Origin of the sequence: Inquilinus limosus (assembly GCF_002195995.1) — a bacterium.
Taxonomy (GTDB): domain Bacteria; phylum Pseudomonadota; class Alphaproteobacteria; order DSM-16000; family Inquilinaceae; genus Inquilinus; species Inquilinus limosus_C.
The window spans coordinates 88,736-112,152 of record NZ_NHON01000005.1 but is presented as its reverse complement, the minus strand read 5'-3'; the positions used below and the strand labels follow the sequence as shown (position 1 = coordinate 112,152).

Annotated in this window: 20 protein-coding genes; 9 read left to right on the top strand and 11 right to left on the bottom strand. The window is 71.6% G+C overall.

Features of this window, described 5'->3' with window-relative positions; all coding sequences use genetic code 11:
- Positions 1–5: 5 nt before the first annotated feature.
- Positions 6–1,241 (top strand): ArgE/DapE family deacylase, encoded by a 1,236-nt coding sequence (locus tag BWR60_RS04720; RefSeq protein WP_230982949.1) that lies wholly within the window; start codon positions 6–8, stop codon positions 1,239–1,241.
- A 36-nt stretch (positions 1,242–1,277) separates the two neighbouring features.
- Here the strand turns inward: BWR60_RS04720 and BWR60_RS04715 are convergent, their stop codons facing one another.
- Positions 1,278–1,922, bottom strand: a complete 645-nt coding sequence (locus BWR60_RS04715; RefSeq protein WP_088149849.1) for a TerC family protein — start codon at positions 1,920–1,922, stop codon at positions 1,278–1,280.
- A 239-nt stretch (positions 1,923–2,161) separates the two neighbouring features.
- Here BWR60_RS04715 and BWR60_RS04710 point away from each other — a divergent pair, with 239 nt between their 5' ends.
- Positions 2,162–3,022: a helix-turn-helix transcriptional regulator gene (locus BWR60_RS04710; RefSeq protein WP_144445519.1), complete on the top strand. Its 861-nt coding sequence runs from the start codon at positions 2,162–2,164 to the stop codon at positions 3,020–3,022.
- Between the two features lie 109 nt (positions 3,023–3,131).
- The gene (locus BWR60_RS04705) at positions 3,132–3,998 is read left to right on the top strand and encodes an NAD(P)H-binding protein (protein WP_088149847.1); all 867 of its coding nucleotides are present in this window, start codon (positions 3,132–3,134) and stop codon (positions 3,996–3,998) included.
- A gap of 172 nt (positions 3,999–4,170) precedes the next feature.
- Here BWR60_RS04705 and BWR60_RS04700 read toward each other — a convergent pair whose 3' ends face one another.
- Positions 4,171–4,581: a GFA family protein gene (locus tag BWR60_RS04700; protein ID WP_218823343.1), complete on the bottom strand. Its 411-nt coding sequence runs from the start codon at positions 4,579–4,581 to the stop codon at positions 4,171–4,173.
- Between the two features lie 133 nt (positions 4,582–4,714).
- Here BWR60_RS04700 and BWR60_RS04695 point away from each other — a divergent pair, with 133 nt between their 5' ends.
- From BWR60_RS04695 to BWR60_RS04675, 5 genes are all read left to right on the top strand, one after another.
- The gene (locus BWR60_RS04695; protein ID WP_218823342.1) at positions 4,715–5,710 is read left to right on the top strand and encodes a sugar-binding transcriptional regulator; all 996 of its coding nucleotides are present in this window, start codon (positions 4,715–4,717) and stop codon (positions 5,708–5,710) included.
- Positions 5,711–5,982: 272 nt separating this feature from the next.
- On the top strand, positions 5,983–6,972 hold the full coding sequence (gene deoC, locus BWR60_RS04690) for a deoxyribose-phosphate aldolase (RefSeq protein WP_179221630.1): 990 nt from the start codon (positions 5,983–5,985) through the stop codon (positions 6,970–6,972).
- A 155-nt stretch (positions 6,973–7,127) separates the two neighbouring features.
- Entirely contained in the window at positions 7,128–9,521 is a 2,394-nt protein-coding gene (locus BWR60_RS04685) for an aldehyde dehydrogenase family protein (RefSeq protein WP_088149844.1), read from the top strand.
- Between the two features lie 212 nt (positions 9,522–9,733).
- Positions 9,734–10,462, top strand: coding sequence for a 4'-phosphopantetheinyl transferase family protein (locus tag BWR60_RS04680; protein ID WP_088149843.1), 729 nt, complete (start codon positions 9,734–9,736; stop codon positions 10,460–10,462).
- 28 nt (positions 10,463–10,490) lie between these two features.
- Positions 10,491–10,859: a VOC family protein gene (locus BWR60_RS04675; protein ID WP_088149842.1), complete on the top strand. Its 369-nt coding sequence runs from the start codon at positions 10,491–10,493 to the stop codon at positions 10,857–10,859.
- Positions 10,860–11,043: 184 nt separating this feature from the next.
- On the opposite strand, the gene BWR60_RS04670 is transcribed toward BWR60_RS04675, so the two are convergent.
- Positions 11,044–11,778 carry an SDR family oxidoreductase gene (locus BWR60_RS04670; protein WP_230982948.1) on the bottom strand — a complete coding sequence of 245 codons (735 nt, stop codon included), beginning with the start codon at positions 11,776–11,778 and terminating at the stop codon, positions 11,044–11,046.
- A 90-nt stretch (positions 11,779–11,868) separates the two neighbouring features.
- Between BWR60_RS04670 and msrB the strand changes: the two genes are divergently transcribed.
- Positions 11,869–12,267: a peptide-methionine (R)-S-oxide reductase MsrB gene (gene msrB / locus BWR60_RS04665; RefSeq protein WP_202964813.1), complete on the top strand. Its 399-nt coding sequence runs from the start codon at positions 11,869–11,871 to the stop codon at positions 12,265–12,267.
- Positions 12,268–12,333: 66 nt separating this feature from the next.
- Here the strand turns inward: msrB and BWR60_RS04660 are convergent, their stop codons facing one another.
- The 8 genes from BWR60_RS04660 to recF all read right to left on the bottom strand — a co-directional run bounded on the left by BWR60_RS04660 (position 12,334) and on the right by recF (position 23,378).
- Complete coding sequence (locus BWR60_RS04660) at positions 12,334–12,558, bottom strand: hypothetical protein (RefSeq protein WP_088149841.1); 225 nt, start codon at positions 12,556–12,558, stop codon at positions 12,334–12,336.
- A 101-nt stretch (positions 12,559–12,659) separates the two neighbouring features.
- Positions 12,660–14,894, bottom strand: a complete 2,235-nt coding sequence (locus BWR60_RS04655; protein WP_088149840.1) for a xanthine dehydrogenase family protein molybdopterin-binding subunit — start codon at positions 14,892–14,894, stop codon at positions 12,660–12,662.
- Entirely contained in the window at positions 14,891–15,391 is a 501-nt protein-coding gene (locus tag BWR60_RS04650; RefSeq protein WP_088149839.1) for a (2Fe-2S)-binding protein, read from the bottom strand. The genes BWR60_RS04655 and BWR60_RS04650 overlap by 4 nt, the downstream gene beginning before the upstream one ends.
- Positions 15,392–15,400: 9 nt before the next feature.
- A complete protein-coding gene (locus tag BWR60_RS04645) occupies positions 15,401–16,768 on the bottom strand; it encodes a c-type cytochrome (protein WP_088149838.1) in 1,368 nt (455 codons plus the stop codon).
- 192 nt (positions 16,769–16,960) lie between these two features.
- Positions 16,961–17,698 (bottom strand): peptide-methionine (S)-S-oxide reductase MsrA, encoded by a 738-nt coding sequence (msrA, locus tag BWR60_RS04640; RefSeq protein WP_088149837.1) that lies wholly within the window; start codon positions 17,696–17,698, stop codon positions 16,961–16,963.
- Positions 17,699–17,713: 15 nt separating this feature from the next.
- The gene (locus BWR60_RS04635) at positions 17,714–19,474 is read right to left on the bottom strand and encodes a cytochrome c biogenesis protein DipZ (RefSeq protein WP_088149836.1); all 1,761 of its coding nucleotides are present in this window, start codon (positions 19,472–19,474) and stop codon (positions 17,714–17,716) included.
- 229 nt (positions 19,475–19,703) lie between these two features.
- Positions 19,704–22,163, bottom strand: a complete 2,460-nt coding sequence (gyrB, locus tag BWR60_RS04630; protein ID WP_088149835.1) for a DNA topoisomerase (ATP-hydrolyzing) subunit B — start codon at positions 22,161–22,163, stop codon at positions 19,704–19,706.
- Positions 22,164–22,178: 15 nt separating this feature from the next.
- Entirely contained in the window at positions 22,179–23,378 is a 1,200-nt protein-coding gene (gene recF, locus BWR60_RS04625) for a DNA replication/repair protein RecF (protein WP_343216359.1), read from the bottom strand.
- Positions 23,379–23,417: the final 39 nt, after the last annotated feature.

The window sequence follows — 23,417 nt, the reverse complement described above, 5'->3', positions numbered from 1 at the left end:
CTGTGATGACCGACAGCATCGACACCGCCATCCGCGACTATCTCCACGGCGCGCGCGAGCAGGAGGCCCGGTTCCTGGCGGAGCTGGTCAAGGTCCCGTCCGACAACCCGCCCGGCGATTGCGACGCGCATGCGAAGCGGACCACCGAGCTGCTGCGCGAGCTGGGCTTCGAGGTCGAGGTCCATCCGGTGCCGGCCGAGCTGGCCAAGGCGCATGGCATGATCAGCGCCAGCAACCTGATCGTCCGCCGCCGCTTCGGCGACGGGCCGGTGATCGCGCTGAACGCGCATGGCGACGTGGTCGCGCCCGGCGAGGGCTGGACCCACGACCCCTATGGCGCCGAGGTGGTCGATGGCTGGATGGTCGGGCGCGGCGCCGCCGTCTCGAAATCCGACATCGCCACCTACGCCTTCGCCCTCAAGGCGTTGGAGCAGGCGGGCCGGCTGACCCGCGGCACGGTCGAGCTGCACATCACCTATGACGAGGAATCGGGCGGCGAGATCGGGCCGAAGCTGATCCTGGAGCAGGGGCTGTCGAAGCCGGACTTCGCCATCGCCGCCGCCTTCAGCTATGCGGTGGTGACCGCGCATAATGGCTGCCTGCATCTCGAGGTCGAGCTGCGCGGCAAATCGGCCCATGCCGCGCTGCCGTCCACCGGCATCGACGCGCTGGAGGCGGCGACGCCGATCCTGGCGGCGCTGTACCAGCATCGGAAGGGCTATGCGGCCACGGTGTCGAAGGTGACCGGCATCGGCTCGCCGCAGCTCACGGTCGGACTGATCGAGGGCGGCATCAACACCAATGTCGTGCCCGACCGGGTGGCGTTCCGGCTCGACCGCCGGCTGATCCCGGAGGAGAACGGTGCTGCGGTGGAGGCGGAGCTGCGCGGCGTGATCGAGGATGCGGCCAGGGCGTTCCCGAAGGCGACGGTCACGGTCCGCCGCATCCTGCTGGCCGAGCCGCTGTCGCCGCTGCCGGGCACCGACCGCCTGGCCGAGGCGATCCGCCGCCGCGCCGCGCCGGTGCTGGGGGAGGAGATCCCGGTCAAGGGCGTGCCGCTCTACACCGACGCCCGGCACTATGCCGCCGCCGGGGTGCCGATCGCCCTCTACGGCGCCGGCCCGCGCACCATCGAGGACGCCAACGCTCACCGCGCGAATGAGCGGCTGAAGCTGGACGACCTGTACAAGGCGACCGAGATCGTCGCTTTGGCGGTGCGGGATCTGCTGGCGGAGGGCTGAAACGAAAGGGCCGGGCAATCGCCCGGCCCTTGTGCCTTACATCGCGCCCTGCAGGTGCGGCCACACCTCCATCGCGCCGCGCCAGATCATGTCGACGGCGACGTAGAGGATGACGGCCAGGCCGACATAGGCGATCCAGCGGTGGCGGTTCAGCAGCTTGGCGATGAAGCTGGCGGCGAAGCCCATCAGCGCGATCGACAGCGCCAGGCCGAACACCAGGATCACCGGGTGCTCGCGCGCCGCGCCGGCCACGGCCAGCACGTTGTCCAGCGACATCGACACGTCGGCGATCACGATCTGCCAGGCGGCCTGGGCGAAGGTCTTGCGCGGCGCGCCGTTGCCGTTCACCTCGTGACCTTCCAGCGCCTCCTCGGCCTGATGCTCCTCTTTGGCCGTATGGCGCAGCTCGCGCCACATCTTCCAGCACACCCACAGCAGCAGCACGCCGCCCGCCAGCAGCAGGCCGACGATGGCCAGCAGCTGGGTGGTGACCAGGGCGAAGCCGATGCGCAGCAGGGTGGCGGCGGCGATGCCGATCAGGATCGCCTTGCCGCGCTGCTCCTTGGGCAGCCCGGCCGCGGCCAGGCCGATGACGATGGCGTTGTCGCCCGCCAGCACCAGGTCGATCATGATGACCTGGAGCAGGGCGCTCAGCGCCTCGCCCGTCAGCAGATGTTCCATGCGAAAACCGTCCTCTTCGTCGTGAGGAGCAGCCTGCATGCCTTCCGGGAATGCGAATCGGTGATCGGCAGGCGGGCCACTCCCTGGGGGAGTTCCAGTCCGACATCGCAGATCCCGGAGGAGCTGCCAGAGGGGCCCGGCCTGGTCGCCGCCCATATAGCGAGGAGGCCTCGCCGGCTCAAGCGGCGGGACGTAGACTGCGGCGCGGGCGCCGCAGGTCGGCCCGGAGGTGTTGCCGAATGGATACACATGAACCCGTGATCCGGTCCGGCGCGATCGCGCCGCAGAAGGCGGGGCAATGGACCGGCTTCGCCGCCGGGCTGTTCGCCGCCACCGGCCATGCGGTCGAGGCCGCGCCGTCGCCGGACCTGCGGCTCAGCCTGCATGTCGGGTCGCCGGTCATGGCGCATTGCCGGGCCGAGGGGCTGGTCCAGGATCGGCTGCAGCGCGAAGGCGACATCGACCTGCTGCCGGCCGGCGCGGCCGGGGCCTGGGAGGATGAAGGGCCGGCCCGATTCCTGCTGCTGCGGCTGACCCCGGCGCTGATGCGCGGCGCGGCGGAGGGGCTGGGCCTGGCCACCGGCCGGCTGGAGATCGCGCCGCGGCTGCAGCTGCGCGACCCGCGGATCGAGCATCTCGGCTGGGCCCTGAAGGCCGAGCTGGAGGCGGAGATGCCCTCGGACCCGCTCTATGCCGAGAGCATCGGCCTGGCGCTGGCGACCCATCTGCTGCGGCGCTATGCGGCGCCGATGCCGGCGTCCGCGGCGGGGCAGGCGCTGTCGCGGCGGCAGCTGGCCCGGGTGCTGGAGCTGATCGAGGCGCGGCTGGACCAGCGCCTGACCCTGGCCGAGCTGGCGGCTGCCGCCGGCCTCAGCCCGTCGCATTTCAAGCCGCTGTTCAAGGCCTCGACCGGGCTGGCGCCGCACCAGTTCGTCATCCGCCGCCGGGTCGAGCGGGCCCGGGCGCTGCTGCTGGACGGCCGCCTGCCGATGGCGCAAATCGCGCTCGACGCCGGCTTCGCGCATCAGAGCCACATGGCCCGGGCGATGCGCCGGGTGCTCGGCACCACCCCCGGCGCGCTGCGGCGCGAGCGGGGCTGAACGCCGCCGTCCGAACCTGCTCCCGCCCGTCCGTTCCGGCGCGACCCGGCGCAAGCCGACGCGTCAAGGTCCCGCCCGGCCCCATCCGGGGCATAGCGGGAGAGGTGTCATGTTCGTGATTATCGGAGCGACAGGCCGGATCGGCGGCGCCGCGGCGCGGGAACTGCGGCGGCGGGGCAGGGCGGTGCGGGCGGTGGTCCGCGACCCGGGCAAGGCGGCCGCGCTGGCCGAGGCCGGCTGCGAGATCGCCGTCGCCGACATCGCCGACACGGAGGCGCTGGCGGCTGCGTTGAGCGGCGCCGAGGGCGCCTTGGTGATCGCGCCGCTGAACCCGTCGCGCGGCGACGCCGCGGCCGAGACCCGCAGCCTGATCGACAACCTGGCCAAAGCACTCGAACTGGCGAGGCCGACCCGCACGGTCGCCATTTCCGACTACGGCGCCCAGCACCCGTCCGGCACCGGCATCACCGTGCTGTTCCACGACCTGGAGCAGCGGCTCGGCGGCCTGCCGGGCGTGACCTTCCTGCGCTCGGCCGAGCATATGCAGAACTGGGTGCGGTCGCTGGGCGCGGCCATGGCGACCGGCGTGCTGGCCAGCCTGCACCACCCGCTCGACAAGCGCTTCCCGACCGTCTCGGCGCCCGATGTCGGGCTGATCGCGGCCGACCTGCTGGACGCGGCGGAGGCGCCGCCGCGCATCGTCCATGCCGAGGGGCCGCAGCGCTACACCGCGATGGACGTCGCCGCCGCCCTGTCCGGGCCGCTCGGCCGGCCGGTGCAGGCGGTCGCGCTGCCGCGCGGCCAGTGGGACCAGGCGCTGGGAGCCGGCGGGCTGGGCGACGGTTATGCCCGGCTGATCACCGAGCTCTACGACGCCCACAATGCCGGGCGGATCGAGGTCGAAGGCGGCGAGATTCGCCGGGGAACGACGCCGTTGGCCGAGGTGCTGGCGGCGCTGGTGCGCCGGGCGGGCTGAGCCGGCTCTACATTCTCATTTTATTGTCATCCTCGGGCTTGACCCGAGGGTCCAGGGGCTTTCAAGAGCCGCTCTTGATGGCCCCTGGATTGCCGGGTCAAGCCCGGCAATGACAATAAAAGTTTGGTCCAGTGCCTAGATCTGCAACCCGGGACGCTGAACCGGAGCAGCGTCAGCCCGGGAACTCCTCATACTGCGGCAGATCGTCGGCGATGGTGTACCAGGGCGCCTTGGAGCCGACGAAGATGTGCTCGGTCGGCCGGATGGTCGGGTCGTCGACCAGCGTGCCCATGGCGACATGGACATAGGCGCCGTTGCGGACGACCGAGAACAGCAGCGACCCGCAGGCCCGGCAATGGGTGTTGTTCTGGTCCGGCTCGCCATAGATCATCAGCCCGTCCCGGCCCTGGGTCACCGTCAGCTTGCCGCGCTCGATCCCGGCGATAGGCTTGAACGCCGACCCGGTCGTCCGCCGGCAGTTCGAGCAGTGGCAGTTCAGGGCATACAGGAACGAATCCGCCACCTCGTAGTGGACGGCGCCGCAATAGCATTTGCCGGCCAGCATGCGTGCGCTCTCGGTCACAAGCGTCTCCTCGGGAGATGATCCTTGCGGCCGAGGGTAACGCCCTGCGCCGCCGCTTGACAGGGCGGGGTCGGCGAGACTAGCGTCCGCTCAATAGAGCATGAATTGCTCAAATGTTGACGGACGCGCCACCGTGACCCTCCAGGCCGATCTCGGGCATCGCGTCACCTCGGATGCCCAGCGCGAGCAGTTCATGGTCCAGGCGGCCAAGCTTTATTACGACCTGGACCGCAATCAGTCCGAGATCGCGCAGGAGCTGGGCCTGACCCGCTGGCAGGTCGGAAGGCTGCTGCAGGAGGCGCGCGAGACCGGCATCGTCCGCATCGAGATCGTGGCGCGCGGCCAGCGCCGGCCGGACCTCGAGGCCCGGCTGCAGGCGCGCTGGGGCCTGCGCGAGGCGATCGTGGTGCCCGGCCCGGCCACCGGGGAGGGCGCGGCCGACGAGGCCATCGCCATCGACGCCGTGGCCCAGGCCGCTGCCCAGTACCTCGCCGCGCTGGCGCCCCGGCCGGATCTGGTCGGCGTGTCCTGGGGGCGCACCATGACCGCGGTGGCCCGGCGCCTGCCGCCGCGCTGGAATGAGGGTGTGCAGGTGGTGCTGCTGAACGGCGCCACCGCCATCCGCGGCACCGCCTTCCGCACCAACGCCGTGGCCGAGGGCTTTGCCGAGGCCGGCCCCGGCTCGGCCACCCTGCTGCCGGTACCGGCGATCGTCGGCAACCCGGCCACCCGCGCGGTGCTGGAGGCGGACCCGGTGATCGCCGGCATCCTCGATGTCGCCCGCGCCGCCCCGGTCGCCTGCTTCGGCGTGGGGCCGATGGCCAGCCGCTCGGTCCATGTCGACTCCGGCTATCTCGACGCCGGCCAGATCGAGGCGCTGCAGCGCGCCGGCGCGGTCGGCGACGTGCTGGGCCGCTTCCTCGATGCCGAGGGCCGGATCGTGTCGCCGGAGCTGGATGCGCGCACCATCGGCCTCAGGCCCGAGGCGCTGCGGGAGAAATCCCATTCGATCGGCGTCGCCGCCGGGGCGCAGAAGGCGGGCATCGCCCGCGCCTGCCTCGTCGCCGGCTTCGTCAATGTCCTGGTCACCGACGCGGCCACCGCCGCGCAGCTCCTGGGTGGGGAATAGGATGGCTGAGAGCCTCGCTGTGCGAATGCGATGGATCCTGTCCGGTTGGGAGCGTGGCCTCTCCCGCTTGCGGGAGAGGTCGGAAATCCGTGAGGATTTCCGGGTGAGGGCACCGGCGGCTGGTTCGCCGCGGTCGCGCCCGATGAGCCCTGACCAACTCGGTGCCGTCCTGCTTTTGCGGATGGAAAACCCCCTCACCCGGAGCCGCTGGCGCGGCTCCGACCTCTCCCGCAAGCGGGAGAGGCAACGCGAATGTCTGACGGGAGGCACTTATGCCTGATCAACGCGCCGACGCCGACACGGCGGTCCGGAACACCCATCGCAACCCCGGCATGGCGCTGGAGCTGGACTGGGTCGAGGCGGCGCGGGTCAATCTCAGCGCCGCCGAGCGCCGGGCCGCCACCCTGACCACCCGGCGCACGGTGAAGAAGGAATACCAGGCCGCCTGGCTGGTGAAGGCGTTGACCTGCATGGACCTGACCACCCTGGCCGGCGACGACACGCCGGGCCGGGTGCAGCGCCTCTGCGCCAAGGCCCGCCACCCGTTGCGCGACGACCTGGTCGAGGCGCTGGGCCTGTCCGACCGGCCGCCGACCGTCGGCGCCGTCTGCGTCTATCCCAGCATGGTCGGCGCCGCGGTGAAGGCGCTGGCCGGCAGCGGCATTCCGGTCGCCTCGGTCGCCACCGGCTTCCCGGCCGGGCTGACGCCGCTGCCGCAGCGCCTGGCCGAGATCCGCTATGCGGTGGAGGAGGGGGCGGCCGAGATCGACATCGTCATCCACCGCGCCCAGGTGCTGAACCGCGAATGGCCGGCCCTCTATGACGAGGTGCGGGCGATGCGCGAGGCCTGCGGCGAGGCGCATCTCAAGACCATCCTGGCCACCGGCGACCTCCGGACCCTGCGCAATGTCGAGGCGGCCAGTCTGGTCTGCATGATGGCCGGCGCCGACTTCATCAAGACCTCGACCGGCAAGGAGGACGTCAACGCCACCCTGCCGGTCAGCCTGGTGATGGTGCGCGCCATCCGCGACTATCTGGACCGCACCGGCGAGCGCGTCGGCTTCAAGCCGGCCGGCGGCCTGCGCACCGCCAAGGACGCCATCGCCTGGCTGATCCTGATGAAGGAGGAGCTGGGCCGGCCCTGGCTGGAGCCGGAGTTGTTCCGCATCGGCGCCTCCTCGCTGCTGGCCGATGTCGAGCGCCAGATCGAGCATTTCGTCACCGGCCGGTACTCGGCCGGCTTCCGCCACGCCGCCGCCTGAGACCGTCCGATACTGCTACTGGTGCGGCCGTCTGATGGCGGTTTCTGCGCTTCCGGTGCTCACGGACCCAAACGTCCGCTGCGCTCCGGTTCTCGAAACCACCACCAGCCGACTCACACCAGCGCAGTCTCGAACGATCTCTGAGGAGACCGACCATGCCCCGGATTGCTGAGATTCTCGACACCATGGAGTACGGCCCGGCGCCCGAGGACAGCGGCATCGCCCGCGACTGGCTGGCGCGGCATGAGGCGGGCTTCGGCCATTTCATCGACGGCAAATTCGTCGCCCCGGCCGAGGGCGGGCGCTTCGAGGTGCTGAACCCGGCCACCGGCAAGCCGTTGGCGCAGGTCGCCCAGGGCACCGCCAAGGATGTCGAGGCGGCGGTCAAGGCCGCGCGCCGGGCGCAGAAGGGCTGGGCCGCGCTGCCGGGGTCCGAGCGCGCCCGCCATCTCTACGCCCTGGCCCGGCACGTCCAGCGCCGCGAGCGGCTCTTGTCCGTGATCGAGACCATGGACAACGGCAAGCCGATCCGCGAGAGCCGGGACATCGACATCCCGCTGGTCGCCCGCCATTTCTACCACCATGCCGGCTGGGCCTCGCTGGTCGAGACCGAGTTCCCCGGCTACCGCCCGGTCGGGGTCTGCGGCCAGATCATCCCGTGGAACTTCCCGCTGTTGATGCTGGCCTGGAAGGTGGCGCCGGCGCTGGCCGCCGGCAACACGGTGGTGCTGAAGCCGGCCGAGTTCACGCCGCTGACCGCGCTGCTGTTCGCCGAGATCGCGCAGGAGGCCGGGCTGCCGCCGGGCGTCTTGAACATCGTCACCGGCGACGGCGCCACCGGCGCGCTGATCGTCGAGCATGCGGATGTCGACAAGATCGCCTTCACCGGCTCGACCGAGGTCGGGCGGAAGATCCGCGAGGCGACCGCCGGCACCGGCAAGAAGCTGTCGCTGGAGCTGGGCGGCAAGTCGCCCTTCATCGTCTTCGACGACGCTGATCTCGATGCCGCGGTCGAGGGCGTGGTGGATTCGATCTGGTTCAACCAGGGCCAGGTCTGCTGCGCCGGGTCGCGCCTGCTGGTGCAGGAGAGCGTGGCCGACCGGCTCTACGACAAGCTGAAGCGCCGGATGGCGACGCTGCGGGTCGGCGATCCGCTCGACAAATCGACCGATATGGGCCCGATCGTGGCCCAGGTGCAGCTCGACCGGATCAAGCATTACGTCGAGCTCGGCAAGACCGAAGGCGCCGCCTGCTGGCAGGACTCGGCGACGCTGCCCAAGGGCGGCCTGTACTTCCCGCCGACTTTGTTCACCGAGGCCGAGCCGGCCTCGACCATCGCGCAGGAGGAGATCTTCGGCCCGGTGCTGTCGGCCTCGACCTTCCGCACCCCGGACGAGGCGGTGAGCCTGGCCAACAATTCGCGCTACGGCCTCGCCGCCTCGGTGTGGTCGGAGACGGTGAACCAGGCGCTGCATGTCGCGGCGCGCCTGAAGGCCGGCGTGGTCTGGATCAACTGCGCCAACGCCTTCGACGCCGCGGTCGGCTTCGGCGGCTATCGCGAGAGCGGCTTCGGCCGCGAGGGCGGCCGGGAAGGCATGTATGAATACCTTGTCCCGGGCTGGGAGAAGGACGCGCCGGCGCTGAAGCCGGTGGTCGCGGCCCCGCTGGCGGCGGTGCCGCTGGGCGGCGACCACGACCTGCCCTCGATCGACCGCACCGCCAAGCTCTATGTCGGCGGCAAGCAGGCGCGGCCGGATGGCGGCTACAGCTATACGGTGACCGATCCCAAGGGCCGGGCGCTGGGCCAGGTCGGCCTCGGCAACCGCAAGGACATCCGCAACGCCGTCGAGGCCGCGCACAAGGCCACGGGCTGGAGCAGCCTGGCCGGGCACAACCGCGCCCAGGTGCTGTACTTCCTGGCCGAGAACCTGGCGGCGCGGTCGGAGGAGTTCGTCCACCGTCTGACCGCGATGGCCGGCGCTACGGCGAAGGCCGCTTCGGCCGAGGTCGAGGCCGCGGTGCGGCGGATCTTCTTCTATGCCGGCTTCGCCGACAAATATGACGGCCAGGTGCACGACGCCCGCGCCCGCCAGGTGACGCTGGCGATGAACGAGCCCTGGGGCGTGATGGGCCTGCTGTGCCCGGACGAGGCGCCGCTGCTCGGCTTCGTCTCGCTGGTGGTGCCGGCGATCGCGATGGGCAACCGCGTCGTGGTGGTGCCGTCGCCGCGCCACCCGCTGGCGGCGACCGACCTGTACCAGGTGCTCGACACCTCCGACGTGCCGGACGGCGTGGTCAACATCGTCACCGGCGAGCGCGACGTCCTGGCCAGGACCCTGGCCGAGCATGACGACGTCGCCGCCCTCTGGTATGTCGGCCCGGCCGAAGGCGGCGCGGCGGTGGAGAAGGCCAGCACCGGCAACCTCAAGGCGACCTGGACCAATCAGGGCCGGCGCCGCGACTGGCTGTCCGACGCCGAAGGCCAGGGCCGCGACTATCTGCGCCGGGCCACCCAGGTGAAGAACATCTGGCTGCCTTACGGGGAGTAGGGCGGTCGTCGCCACGGAGTGGCCGGCTCTCCCCCTCACCCTCCCGTCGCCAACGCGACGGGCCCTCTCCCCGAGGAGAGGGAAATAGGAGCCGCGCCCTATACCTCTCCTTAGGGAGAGGTCGAAATCGCGCAGCGATTTCGGGTGAGGGGGCGAGCCGGCCGGCGGTATCAGCACTATTCTGACGGACTCTAGCGGGCAAAGGAGGGGCGATGTCCGACATCTGGGCCATGCCGTCGGGCGTCCCCGACCTGCCGCCGGGTCAGGTCCATGTCTGGCGCCTCAGGACCGACCGCGACCCGCGGCTTGGCGCCGCCCTGCTGTCGGCGGAGGAGCGTCGGCGCGCCGACGCGTTCCGCACCGACCTGCTGCGGGCCCGCTACGTCGTTGCCCATGCGGCGCTGCGGCTGCTGCTCGGCCGCGCGATCGACATCCCGGCGGACCGGCTGCGCCTCCGCCGGAATTCCTGGGGCAAGCCCGAGCTGGCGGAGGGCGACCTGCGTTTCAACCTCTCGCATAGCGGCCCCTGGGCGCTGGTGGCGCTGGCCCGGGGGATCGAGGTCGGTGTCGATGTCGAGGCCGTGTCGCACCCGCCGCCGATGGAGGTCGCGGGCATCGCCTATTCGGCGGTGGAGCGGGCGGCCCTGGCGGGCCTGTCCGGCCCGGCGCTGGCTGCGGCCTTCTATGCGATCTGGACCCGCAAGGAGGCGCTGTCGAAGGGCATCAGCCGCGGCTTCTCCTTCGACTTCACCGGCTTCACCGTCAGCGCCGATCCGGCCGAGCGGACCAGCCGCCCCGTCCTGCCGCCGGACCTCGCCGGCACTGACTGGCACCTGCACGACCTGCCGCCGGTCGAGGGCGCGACCGCCGCCCTGGCCGTGCCGGCCGCGGGCCTCGAGATCTCCACATGGTGCTTCGAGCCGGGTCTCTGGGGGCTGTAGGATAGCGCCCGGGGACAGGGAGGATCGCATGCTGGATCACGTCACCATCCGGGTCGGCGATTTCGAGCGATCGAAGGCCTTCTACGACGCGCTGCTGGCGCCGCTCGGCATCACCCGGCTCTATGCCGATGGCGAGACCTTCGCCGGCTACGGTGTCGGCCGCCGGGCGTTCTTCTGGATCGGCCTGCATGACGGCGCCGTCACCGGCACCCATGTCGCCTTCGCGGCGCCGGACCGGCCGACGGTCGACCGCTTCCACGCGGCGGGGCTGGCCGCCGGCGGCCGCGACAACGGTGCGCCGGGGCTGCGGCCGCACTACCACCCCGACTATTACGGCGCCTTCCTGCTCGACCCCGACGGCCACAATGTCGAGGCGGTGTGCCGCGAGGCGCCCTGAGGAGACTGAGCCCCGCCGGCAGCATTTGCAGGAGGTCTCATACGGGGACCCTATGAAAAGATCGTCATTGCGAGCGTAGCGAAGCAATCCAGGGCCGCTCGCTGTGGCCCCTGGATTGCTTCGTCGGCTTCGCCTCCTCGCAATGACGGTTCTTTTCTAGGATCTGATCACGAACCCTCAGGCCTCACATCGCCAGGAAGCCGCCATCGACCGGCACGATCGCGCCGTTCATCATCGCCGAGCCGTCGCCCAGCAGGTACAGGATCACCTCGGCGACCTCCTCCGGCTGGGCGAAGCGGCCCAGCGGGATGCGGCCCAGCATCGGGCCGGACTTGGCCGGGTCGCTCCAGGCCTTCACCGCCATCGGCGTCAGCGTCACCACCGGGTTGACGCTGTTGGTGCGGATGCCGTGCGGCCCCAGCTCCACCGCCATCACCCGGGTGATCTCGTCCAGCGCGCCCTTCGAGGCGCAATAGGCGGTGTGATCGGCCAGGCCGATCATCGAGGACACGCTCGACACGTTGACGATGGCGCCCTTCTGCCCGCGGCGGATCAGGTCGCGCGCCACCACCTGGGCCACGATCATCGGCGCCCGGGCGTTCACCGCCATGATCTGGTCGAAGCTCTCGACCGAGGTGTCGAGGAAGGATTCCAGCGTGGTGGTGCCGGCGCAGTTCACCAGGGCGTCGACCGGCAGGGCCTCGGTCGCCGCCCGCCGCGTCGCCTCGGCGTCGGCCAGGTCGACCGCGATGGTGCGGCAGCCGATCTCCTGTTCCAGGCCCGCCAGATCCTCCGGGCTGCGGGTCGCGGCGATCACCTCGGCGCCGCGCCGGTGCAGCATCACGGCCGTCGCCCGGCCGATGCCCTTGCCTGCGCCGGTCACCAGCACCCGCCGTCCGGCGAAATCCTGCCTGTCCACACCGTCCTCCCTATCCATCTGCGCCGCCGCCACCCTATATCAGGAGCGGGACGCCGCCGCCTCCCCCGGGGCCGGCCCAGGAGATCGATGATGCCCGAACCCTATCCCGTGACCCGCACCGAGGCCGAGTGGCGCCAGATCCTGACGCCCGAGCAGTATCAGGTGATGCGGCAGCACGGCACCGAGCGGCCGGGAAGCTGCGCCCTGCTGCACGAGCACCGGCAGGGCGCCTTCTGCTGCGCCGGCTGCGGCAGCAAGCTGTTCGAATCGACGCTGAAGTTCGAGAGCGGCACCGGCTGGCCCAGCTTCAACGACCCGGTGCCGGAATCGGTCGAGACCACGGTCGACCGCAGCTGGGGCATGACCCGCGTGGAGGTGCATTGCGCCACCTGCGGCAGCCATCTCGGCCATGTGTTCGAGGACGGCCCGCCGCCCAGCGGGCTGCGCTATTGCATCAACGGCGTGGCGCTGGACTTCCAGCCGGAATAGCAGCTCCGCAACAAAACAGCCCCGCCCTTTGGGGGGCGGGGCTGTTTCGTCACGTCCGCTGCAGGATCAGCAGCGCCCGACGGCGTGGCAGTTCGTCAGGCCGCCGACGGCCGCGCCGCCGACACCGCCGATAATCGCGCCGGTGCCGACATTGCCGCCGGTGATCGCCGCCGTGCCGGCCCCGAGGCCAGCGCCGAGGGCGCCGCCCGAAAGCGCCCGGGTGCCCGGGTCGCGGCCGCATGCCGCGAGCGCCAGCGTCGCGGCGACAATGATCATGGCTGGCTTCAGCATTCCGTTCTCCGTACCTGTTTACCTCAGACACGGAAACAATGCGGAGCGTGCGGCCGTTCCCAGCTTACGGCGGCAAAGGGACGGGGTGTGGCATGGAAGCCTCACACCCCGATGGCGGCCTTCACCTTGGCGGCGGTCAGCGGCAGGTCGCGCAGCCGGTGGCCGATGGCGTCGGCGATGCCGTTGCCCAGCGCCGCGCTGGCCGGGCCCTGGCCGGTCTCGCCGCAGCCCAGGAAGGGCGCGCCCGGCCGGTCGACGATATGGACCTCGACGCTGTCCGGCACGGCATCGAAGCGCAGGATCGGGTAGGTCGACCAGTCGACCGAGGTGATCCGCCCCCGGTCGAAGCCGACGCTCTCATACAGCGTCCAGCTCATCGACTGCAGCAGGGCGCCCTCGATCTGGTTGCGCACCCCGTCCGGGTTGACCACCTGGCCGGTATCGACCGCGGCGACGGCGCGCGGCACGCGGACCGTCCCGGTCTCGCGCTCGACCGCCACCTCCAGCGCCACGGCGCAATAGGCGGCCAGGTTCTTGTAGCGGGCGAAGGCGAAGCCGCGGCCATGCCCCGGCGCGGCGGGCCTGCCCTGGCTCCAGCCGAAGGCCTCGGCGGCGGCGGTGACGACGTCGCGGGCGCGCGGGTCGTCCAGATGCTTCAGCCGGAACTCGACCGGGTCGGCGCCGGCGGCCAGCGCCAGCTCGTCCATGAAGCTCTCGATCGAGAACACGTTCATCTGCGCGCCGAGCGACCGCAGGGCCGAGATGCGCAGCGGCATGTCCGGCAGGAAGTGGTGCACCACCCGGGCGCTGGCCAGGGTGTAGAGCGGGATGGCGTTGCGGTCGCCGCCGCCCTCCGGCTGCGGCAGCGGCTTGGGCGCCGGCAGCGGGAAGGGCTTGGCCAGGTGCCGGGCGGCCAGCAGGCTGCCGGCCGGGCCGGGGCGCATCGAATGGGTGTTGCTCCACACCCCGTAATCCCAGTCGGCGATGCGGCCGGTGTCGTCCAGCGTGGCGCGGGCCTGCGTCACCATCGCCGGGCCGTAGGGCTCCCAGGCATGCTCCTGCTCGCGCATCCACTGCACCCGCACCGGGCGGCCGGGCAGCGCCACCGCCAGCAGGGCGGCGTCGGCCGCGGCGTCGTCGGCGGCGTTGTGGCCGTAGCAGCCGGAGCCCTGGACGTGGATGCAGCGCACCGTCTCGACCGGCCGGCCCAGCATCTCGACGATCGCCTTGCGGTCGGGATAGACGCCTTGGGTGTGGGTCCAGACCGTCAGCAGCCCGTCCTTGTCCTGCTGCGCCACGGCGCAGGACGGGCCGATCGACCCGTGCATCAGATAGGGCTTGGTGTAGCGGGCCTCGATGGTCCTGCCGCCGGCGGGCGGTGCCGCGTCGTGCCTGTCGAGGATGGCGAAATCCTGGGCGGGCAGGGCCAGCAGCGCCTCCGGCAGCCGGGCCTGGTCGGGCAGCGCCGCATCCTCCTGCCACTGCACCGCCGCGGCCAGCAGCCGCATCGCCTTGATCGCCTGGAACTCCTGCTCCGCCGCCACCGCCAGGAAGTCGCCGTCGCGGATCACCTTGACCACGCCGGGCAGGGCCTCGGCCGCGCTGCTGTCCAGCGCCGTCAGCCGGGCGCCATAGCTGGGCGGCCGCACGATCCGGGCGTGCAGCATGCCGGGCAGGCGCATGTCCTGCACATAGGCCTCGCCGCCCGTCACCTTGGCCGGGATGTCGATGCGCGGCACCGGCTGGCCCATGACGCGGAAGGCGGCCGGGTCGGTCAGCGGCGAGTCCGGCCGGGCCTCGACATGCAGCGACAGGCCGGCCGCCAGCGCGCCGAAGGAGCGGCGGTTGCCGTCCGGCGCCAGCACGACGCCGCGATCGATCCGCAGCTGCCCGGCCGGCAGGCCCATCTGGCGCGCCGCCTCGGCCAGCAGGATCGCGCGCACCTGGGCCGCGGCATGGCGGATGGCGGTGCCGCTGTCCTGCATCGAATGGCTGCCGGCGGTGTAGCCCTCATTGGCGGTGCGGCCGGTGTCGGCGGTGACGATGGCCAGCCCCTCGAAGGCCAGGCCCAGCTCCTCGGCCGCGACCTGGCGCAGGGCGGTGGCGATGCCCTGGCCCAGCTCGGCCTTGCCGGTGAACACGGTGACCGTCCCGTCCGGGGCGACCTGGATCCAGGAATCGAGATAGGGCGCATCCTCCAGGCTGCCGGGCAGGGTGCCGCCCAGCTGCGGCGTCTCGGCCGCCTGCTGGGCGAAGGCGGCGGGCGCCAGGGCGAAGCTGACGACCAGGCCGCCGGCGCCCTGCAGCACGAAGCGGCGGGAGAGGGCGGCGCTCACAGCGCGGTCTCCCGCACCGCCGGCCGGTCGGCCGAGGCGCCGCGCATCTCGTCGGCGGCGCGGCGGATCGCGCGCAGGATGCGCAGATGGGTGCCGCAGCGGCACAGGTTGGGCTGCAACGCCTGGCGGATCTGGGCGTCCGACGGGGTCAGCGTCTTCCGCAGCAGGGCATGGGCCCGCATCATCATCCCGGGGATGCAGTAGCCGCACTGCGCCGCCTGCTCGGCGATGAAGGCGCGCTGCAGCGGGCCGGGCTCGTCCTCGCTGCCCAGCCCCTCCAGCGTCGTCACCTCCTTGTTCTCCGCCAGCAGCACCGGGACGACGCAGGAGAAGGCGGGTTCGCCGTCGACCAGCACGGTGCAGGCGCCGCACTGGCCCAGGCCGCAGCCATATTTGGCGGCGTTGAGCTGCAGCTCGCCGCGCAGCACATACAGCAGCGGCGTGTCGGGATCGGCGGCGATGGTCTGCCGGCGGCCGTTGACCTTGATCTCGATCATGACCTCTCCCTAATGGCTCGCGGCGGAAGCGGCGACCTCGCTGTCGCGGGTCGCGCGGATGGCGGCGTCCAGGCCGCTCCAGGCCGGCTTGTCGGCGAAGCGGCCGCGGAGATATCCCGACAGCGCCGCCAGCTGCCGGTCCGACAGGGAGGCGGCGAAGCCGGGCATGATCGGCGCCCGCGCGCCGGCCTGCGCCGGAACGCCCTGGCGGATGATGCGGATCAGGTTGGCCGGGCTGTCGCCGCTGATGGCGGAGCTGAGGCGCAGGTCGAGGCCGCCGAAGGGCGAGGGCCGGCCGCTCTCATGGCAGGCGGCGCAGGTCGCGGCATAGATCGCGGCGCCGGGATCCGGGGCCGTGGCGGCGGGGGCGATGGTCTGGCTGCCGGCCGATTGCGGCCGGGTGCCGGGGCCGGCGGGATTGGCGGTGGCGGCCACCAGCGCGTCGCCACGCTTGCGTGCGTCGGCGTCCGGCTGGCCCATCACCGAGGCGACGTAGCCGGCGATCGCCCGCACATCGGCTTCCGGGATGCCGGCCAGGCTGTCGGCCACCGGCCCCATCGGCCCCTGCGCCGTGCCGTGCTGGCCGTGCCAGCCGTCGCGCAGATACTGGTAGAGCGAGTCCGCCGTCCAGGGCACCGGCGCCGGCGATCCGCTGCCGATCGGCACGGCGTGCCAGCCCTCGGCATCGCCGCCGGCGAAGCGCCGGCCGGTCTCTTCGGCGCCGAGCAGATTGCGCGGCGTGTGGCAGGCGCCGCAATGGGCCAGCCCCTCGGCCAGATAGGCGCCGCGGTTCCAGGCGGCGTCATGCGCCGGGTCGGGCGCGTAGGGGCCTTCCCGCAGGAACAGCAGCTTCCAGCCGGCCAGGACGAAGCGCTGGTTCAGCGGGAAGGGCAGGTCGTTGTCCGGCGCCCGCGCCGGCACCGGCTGCCGCGTCATCAGGAAGGCGTAGAGCGCCTTGTTGTCCGCATCGGTGACAAGGGTGAAGTGGTCGTAGGGAAAGGCGGGGTAGAGGTTGCGGCCCGCGCGGTCGACGCCCTCGCGCATCGCCCGCTGGAACGCCGCCTCCGACCAGCGGCCGATGCCGGTCTCCGGGTCCGGGGTGATGTTGGTGGTGTAGATCGTGCCGAAGGGCGTCGGCAGCGCCAGCCCGCCGGCGAAGGGCCTGCCGCCTGGGGCGGTGTGGCAGGTGCCGCAATTGCCGACCGAGGCCAGCTCGGCGCCCTGCCGCATCAGCGCCGGGTCGAAGCTTGCGGCGGTCGGCGGGTCGATCGGGTCGATCGCCGGGCGCCAGCCATAGGCGGCCAGCCCCGCCGCGCCGCCGACGGCCAGCAGCAGCCCGACTCCCAGCACGATGCGGCCGGCGCGCAGCAGCCCCATGGAGATCCGTCCCTTGCCCGCCGGCCGGACCTCTCACGGGCCTTCAGCCGGTGCATTCCTGGATATGCAATGGTCGGACAAGAATTCCGTCCTGGCGAGGGGCGATTTGTCGCCGCCGCCCTGCGCCCCGCTCATGCAGGCATCGCCGCGCCGGGCGAAGGGGGAGGGCTGCTCCTCCTTCGCCCTGGCCGCTCAGTTCGTCTGCGCCGAAACCAGCACCGGGTCGGTGCGGTAGGAGTCCGGGAACAGCCGTTGCAGCGCCTCGACCTTCGGCAGGTCGTTGATCGCGATATAGGGGCTGGTCGGGTGCAGGGTCAGGTAGTCCTGGTGGTAGTCCTCGGCCGGGTAGAAGGACCGGCCGGGCTCGATCTTCGTCACGATCGCGGCGTCGAAGGTCCCGGCCTGGTTCAGCTGGTCGACATAGGCCTTGGCCACCCGCGCCTGCTCCGCATCGGCCGGGAAGATCGCCGAGCGGTACTGGGTGCCGCTGTCCGGCCCCTGGCGGTTCAGCTGGGTCGGGTCATGCGCCACCGAGAAGTAGATCTGCAGGATGCGGCCATAGCTGATCTGGTGCGGGTCGTAGGTGATCTTCACGGACTCAGCGTGGCCGGTGCCGCCGCCGCTGACGGTCTCGTACTGCGCCGTCCGGGCGTCGCCGCCGGCATAGCCGGAGACGGCGCTGGTGATGCCCTTGACGTGCTGGAACACGCCCTGGACGCCCCAGAAGCAGCCGCCGGCCAGCACCGCGGTCTCGGTCGCCGTACCGGGGGCCGCGCTCTCGTCGACCGCCGGCGGCGGCACCAGCCGCGCCTCCTCGGCCGAGGATTGGGTCACGGCCAGGCCGGCGGCCACCGCCAGCAGGGACAGGGCGCCGGCGAGGGCCGGCAGGCGCCGCCATGCGGCGGAGGGTCGGATCGGGAAGAGGGGCATGTGTCAGCTCCGCTGTCAGCCGAAGGTGAAGGCGAAGGCCTGGACGCCGGGGTCCAGGAACCGGATCTCGAAGGTGCGGTCGGCCACCGTGCCGTCCTGCCGCACCAGCTGGTACAGGCGCTGGCCGGTCACCGTGCCCTGGCCGGCGGCGTCGGTGTCGGTGCCGTGGCTGTCGCCCGGCGCCCGGCCGTCGATGGTGACGCGGAAGCGCACCGGCTTGCCGTCCGCCGCCGGCCCCAGCACCAGGTGCAGGTCGCGGGCGTGGAAGCGGTAGACGATGCCGCCATCCGGCTGGTTCAGCGCCGCATGCTCGCCGCTGACCGTCCAGTCCCCGGCCAGGCCCCACTGGTTCAGCCGCGGCGTGCCGGCGGCGTAGACATGGCTGGCGTTCTGGACGAAGCCGCCGGGCGACACGAAGTTCTCGGCCCGGTTGCTGCCGAGATAGGTCTCGGGCGACCGCACATCGGCCTGGTCCGAGGCCGCCTCGGCGCCCTGGGCGTCGACCGTGGCCAGCCCGCCGGCGACATCCTTGTGCCCGGCCTCGGCCAGCAGCTGCTGGATCACCCGCTCCGACCCGTCATAGTCGCCCTCGCCGAAATGCTCGTGCCGGATCCGGCCCTCGGCGTCGATGAAGTAATGCGCCGGCCAGTACTGGTTCTCGAAGGCGCGCCAGATGGCGTAGTTGTTGTCGATCGCCACCGGGTAGCCGATCTTCAGGTCGGCGATCGCCTTGCGCACATTGTCGACATTGCGCTCGAAGGCGAATTCGGGCGCGTGCACGCCGATCACGACCAGGCCCTGGTCCTTGTACTTCTCGGCCCAGGCCCGGACATAGGGGATGGCGCGCAGGCAGTTGATGCAGGAATAGGTCCAGAAATCGACCAGCACCACCTTGCCCTTCAGCCCGTCCACCGTCAGGGGCGGGGAGTTCAGCCAGTCGACCGCGCCGGCCAGGGACGGGAAGGTGCCCAGCACCGGCAGGGCCTCGGCCTGCGCCGTCATGGCGGGGCCGCCCTTCATGGCGACGGAAGCGGGCGGGTTGGCGGGCGCCGGCTGCAGCTTGTCGATCAGCCCCTGCTCCAGCGAGGTGGTGCTGGCCAGCGAGACGCGGGTCAAGAGGCCGGTGTCGAGGCCCAGGGCGATGGCGGCAACCCCGGCCAGGACGGCGACGCCCAGGCCGCGGCGGATCCATTCGCCGACGCCCAGCGACCGCTTCATCGCCTTGAACACCCGGCCGCCGACCAGCAGGGCGAGGGCGAGGGAGGTCGCCGCGCCCAGGGCATAGGCCAGCAGCAACACGGAGGTGCCGGTGTTGGCACCGTTCAGCGCCGCGCCGGTCAGGATCAGCCCCAGCACCGGGCCGGCGCAGGGGGCCCAGAGCAGGCCGGTGGCGACGCCCAGCAGCAGCGACGCCGCCGCGGGCGACCGCGCGGTGCCGCCCTGCTCGGCCGATTGCGACAGGCGGCCGCCCAGCGCCACCAGCGGGCGGGTCAGACGGTCGGCCAGGTGCGGCAGCAGCAGGGTCAGGCCGAACAGCGCCAGCAGCACGATCGCGGCGATGCGGCCCCATTCATTGGCGGCGACGGCCCAGCCGCCGGCGACGGCAGCCAGGGTGGCGACGATCGCGAAGGTCGCGGCCATGCCGATCAGCATCGGCAGGCCGCTGCTCAGGAAGGGCCGGTCGGCCCGGGCGAAGACGAAGGGCAGCACCGGCAGGATGCAGGGGCTGACGATGGTCAGCACGCCGCCCAGATAGGCCAGCAGGAACAGCAGCATGATGGGTCGTCCCGGCTCAGGCTGCTGCGGGTCTGAAGGTTGGGGCACGGCCGGCCCTGTCGTGGCCCGGCCATGCGGCGCCACGCCGGACGAGGCGCTGTCTGGTCATGTTGCTTCGCTCCCGTTCGGGCCTGTACAGGCCCACGGCGTCCCGACGATCTGTTCGCGGGAAGTCGCCATATGGTTACGGGAGCGATGAAAGCGGGGCCGGTGTCCCGGCCCCGCCGGATCACACGTCCAGGTTCGTCACCTTCAGCGCGTTCTCCTGGATGAAGTCGCGGCGCGGCTCCACCACGTCGCCCATCAGGGTCGAGAACACGTCCTCGGCGTCGTCGGCGTGCTTGACCTCGACGCGCAGCAGCACCCGGGCGTTCGGATCCAGCGTGGTCTCCCACAGCTGGTCCGGGTTCATCTCGCCCAGGCCCTTGTAGCGCTGCACCGCCAGGCCCTTGCGGCCCTGCTCCAGCACCCGCTCGATCAGGTCCAGCGGGCCGGTGATCGGCCATTCCTGGGCGGCGCCCTTCGGGTTCATCCAGGTCAGCACGCCCGGCCGCTTGTACAGCGCCTGCAGGTCGGCGGCCATGCGGTCGAGCTTGTGCGCCTCGACCGAGCGGACGATGTCGGAATCGATCGTCCGGCTCTCGGTCACGCCGCGCAGGGTGCGGCGGAACACCAGCCCGCCCGGCTGGTTGCCGGAGGGCGGCAGCGGCGCCCCCTGCCAGCCGCGCTCGAATTCCGGCTCCAGCGCGTCGAGCCGCTGGGCGACATAGCTCGCGGTCTCCCCGGCCACGGCCGCGTCGTTGACGATGCGCGACGCCAGGGCGCCGGCCACCGCCACCTGCTCGACCACCGCGCGGCTGCCGACCTTGCGGATCAGCGGCGCCAGGCTGTGCTTGGCCTCCAGCGCCTGCACGATCCGGTCCCGCAGATCGTTGCCGGCCACCTGGGCGCCGTCGAACGGCGTGAACACCAGGTCGCGCATGCCGCTGTCGATCAGGTAGGATTCGAGCGCGTCGTCGTTCTTCAGATACACCGCCTCCTTGCCCCGCGCCGCGCGGTACAGCGGCGGCTGGGCGATGTAGAGGTAGCCGCGCTCGATCAGCTGCGGCATCTGCCGGTAGAAGAAGGTCAGCAGCAGCGTGCGGATATGGCTGCCGTCGACATCCGCGTCGGTCATGATGATGATGCGGTGGTAGCGCGCCTTGTCGGCGTCGAACTCGTCGCGGATGCTGGTGCCCAGCGCCGTGATCAGCGTGCCGATCTCGGCCGAGGACAGCATCTTGTCGACCCGTGCCCGCTCGACGTTCAGGATCTTGCCGCGCAGCGGCAGGATGGCCTGGAACTTGCGGTCCCGGCCCTGCTTGGCCGAGCCGCCGGCGCTGTCGCCCTCGACCAGGAACAGCTCGGATTCGGCCGGGTCGCGGTTCTGGCAGTCGGCCAGCTTGCCGGGCAGGGAGGCGAAGTCGAGCGCGCCCTTGCGCCGGGTCAGCTCGCGCGCCTTGCGCGCCGCCTCGCGCGCCGTGGCCGCCTCGACCGCCTTCTGGATCACCCGCTTGGCGTCGTTCGGATGCTCCTCGAACCAGGTCGCCAGCATCTCGTTGACCACGGCCTCGACCGCCGGCCGGACCTCGGAGGAGACCAGCTTGTCCTTGGTCTGGCTGGAGAATTTCGGGTCCGGCACCTTCACCGACAGCACGCAGGTCAGGCCTTCGCGGGCGTCGTCGCCGGTCAGCGCCACCTTCTCCTTCTTCAGGATGCCGCTCTCGGTGGCGTAGCTGTTCACCTGCCGCGTCAGCGCGCCGCGGAACCCGGCCAGATGGGAGCCGCCGTCACGCTGCGGGATGTTGTTGGTGAAGCACAGCATGGTCTCGTGGTAGCTGTCGTTCCACTGCATCGCCACCTCGACGGTGATGCCGTCGCGCTCCGACGTCACCGTGACCGGCTCGCCATGCAGCGGCTGCTTGGCCTTGTCGAGATAGCTGACGAAGGCCTTCAGCCCGCCCTCGTAATGCATCTCGACGACGCGCGGCTCCGGCCCGCGCGCATCGGTCAGGGTCAGCTTGACGCCGGAGTTCAGGAAGGCCAGCTCGCGCAGCCGGTGCTCCAGCGTGCCGAAATCGAACTCGGTCTTGGTGAAGGTGTGCTTCGACGGCAGGAAGGTGACATGGGTGCCGCGATCCTGGCCCTGCGGGCCGAGGGCCGCCAGCGGCGCCTCGCTCTCGCCGTCGTGGAAGCGCATGAACCATTCATGGCCGTCGCGGAAGATGCGCAGGTCCAGCGTCTCCGACAGCGCATTGACCACCGAGACGCCGACGCCGTGCAGGCCGCCCGACACCTTGTAGGAGTTCTGGTTGAACTTGCCGCCGGCATGCAACTGGGTCATCACCACCTCGGCGGCGCTGATGCCCTCCTCCTCATGGATCGCGACCGGGATGCCGCGGCCGTTGTCGGTCACGGTGACGGAGCCTTCGGCATTCAGCGTCACCGTGACGGTGTCGCAATAGCCGGCCAGCGCCTCGTCGATGGCGTTGTCGACGACCTCGTACACCATGTGGTGCAGGCCGGACCCGTCATCGGTGTCGCCGATATACATGCCCGGCCGCTTGCGCACGGCCTCGAGGCCGCGCAGCACGGTGATGGAGCCGGCATCATAGGCGCCGTCGTTATTCGGGATCGCAGAATCCGACATTACTTCTCATCCATTTCAATCGGCGCCCCGGGCCGCCACCCGGGCGTCGTCGACGCCAAGGTGATGGGCCCGGTTCCCGAGCGGCGCGAACAGCGCCGGGTCGGTGCCGGTCATCCAGGCCTGGGCGCCGAGCGCCAGGATCTCCTCGTACAGCGCCACCCGACGGGCCTCGTCGAGATGCGCTGCAACCTCGTCGAGGAGCAGCAGGGGCGGGGCGCCGCGTTCCCCGGCGAGCAGGCGGGCATTGGCCAGGACGATGCCGATCAGGAGCGCCTTCTGCTCGCCGGTCGAGCACTGCGCCGCCGGCATCGCCTTGGACCGGTGATGGACGGAGAGGTCGCTGCGGTGCGGTCCTTCCGTCGCGGCGCCGGCCGCGGCGTCGATGCGTCGATTATCGCACAAAAGGCTGCGAAAAGCCTCTTCGGCGTCGACCGCCGGCCGACCGTCAAGCCACGCCTCGATCCGGCCGTCGATGGCCAGGTCGGCGCGCGGGAAGGGGCCCTCGATCATCAGCGACTCGGCGCCGCGCAGCCGCGCCACCAGCTCGCGCCGGGCGGCGGCGACGGCGGTGCCGCTGGTCGCCATCGTGTCCTCCAGCGCCGCCAGCCAGGCCGGGTCGGGGCGGCCGTCCTTCAGCAGCCGGTTGCGCTCGCGCATCGCCTTTTCATAGGCGCCCAGCTGCCCGGCATGGTCGGGGTGGAAGCCGAACACCAGACGGTCCAGGAAACGGCGGCGCTGGCTGGCGGCATCGCCGAACAGCCGGTCCATCTGCGGCGTCAGCCACACCATCGGCGCCCGGGCGCCCAGCGCCGTCTGGCTCTGGGCCGGGCGGCCGTCGATCTGCACCGCGCGGCGGCCCTCGCCGGGCTCCAGCTGGGTGCCCAGCCGGATCTCGCCGGTCGGGGTCAGCAGATGCGCCGCGACCGCCCAGCCGGCACCGGCCGCCGCCTGGCGGCGCGTCACCTCCGGCAGCGGCGCGCGGCGCAGGCCGCGGCCGGGCGACAGGAAGGACACGGCCTCCAGCAGGTTGGTCTTGCCGGCGCCGTTCGGCCCGGTCAGCACCACCGGGCGCGGGTCCAGCTCGATCCGCAGCTGGCCGTAGCAGCGGAACTCGGTCAGCACCAGGCGCGTCACCGCGATCCGGGCCCCCGCTCCGGAGGGAGAGGGGCGCCCGGACGAGGCGGCCGCCTGCTCCGGCATGGGGTCCTGGGACATGTGGCTCAAGGCATCCGAAGCGGATGCTTCGCCCCACAC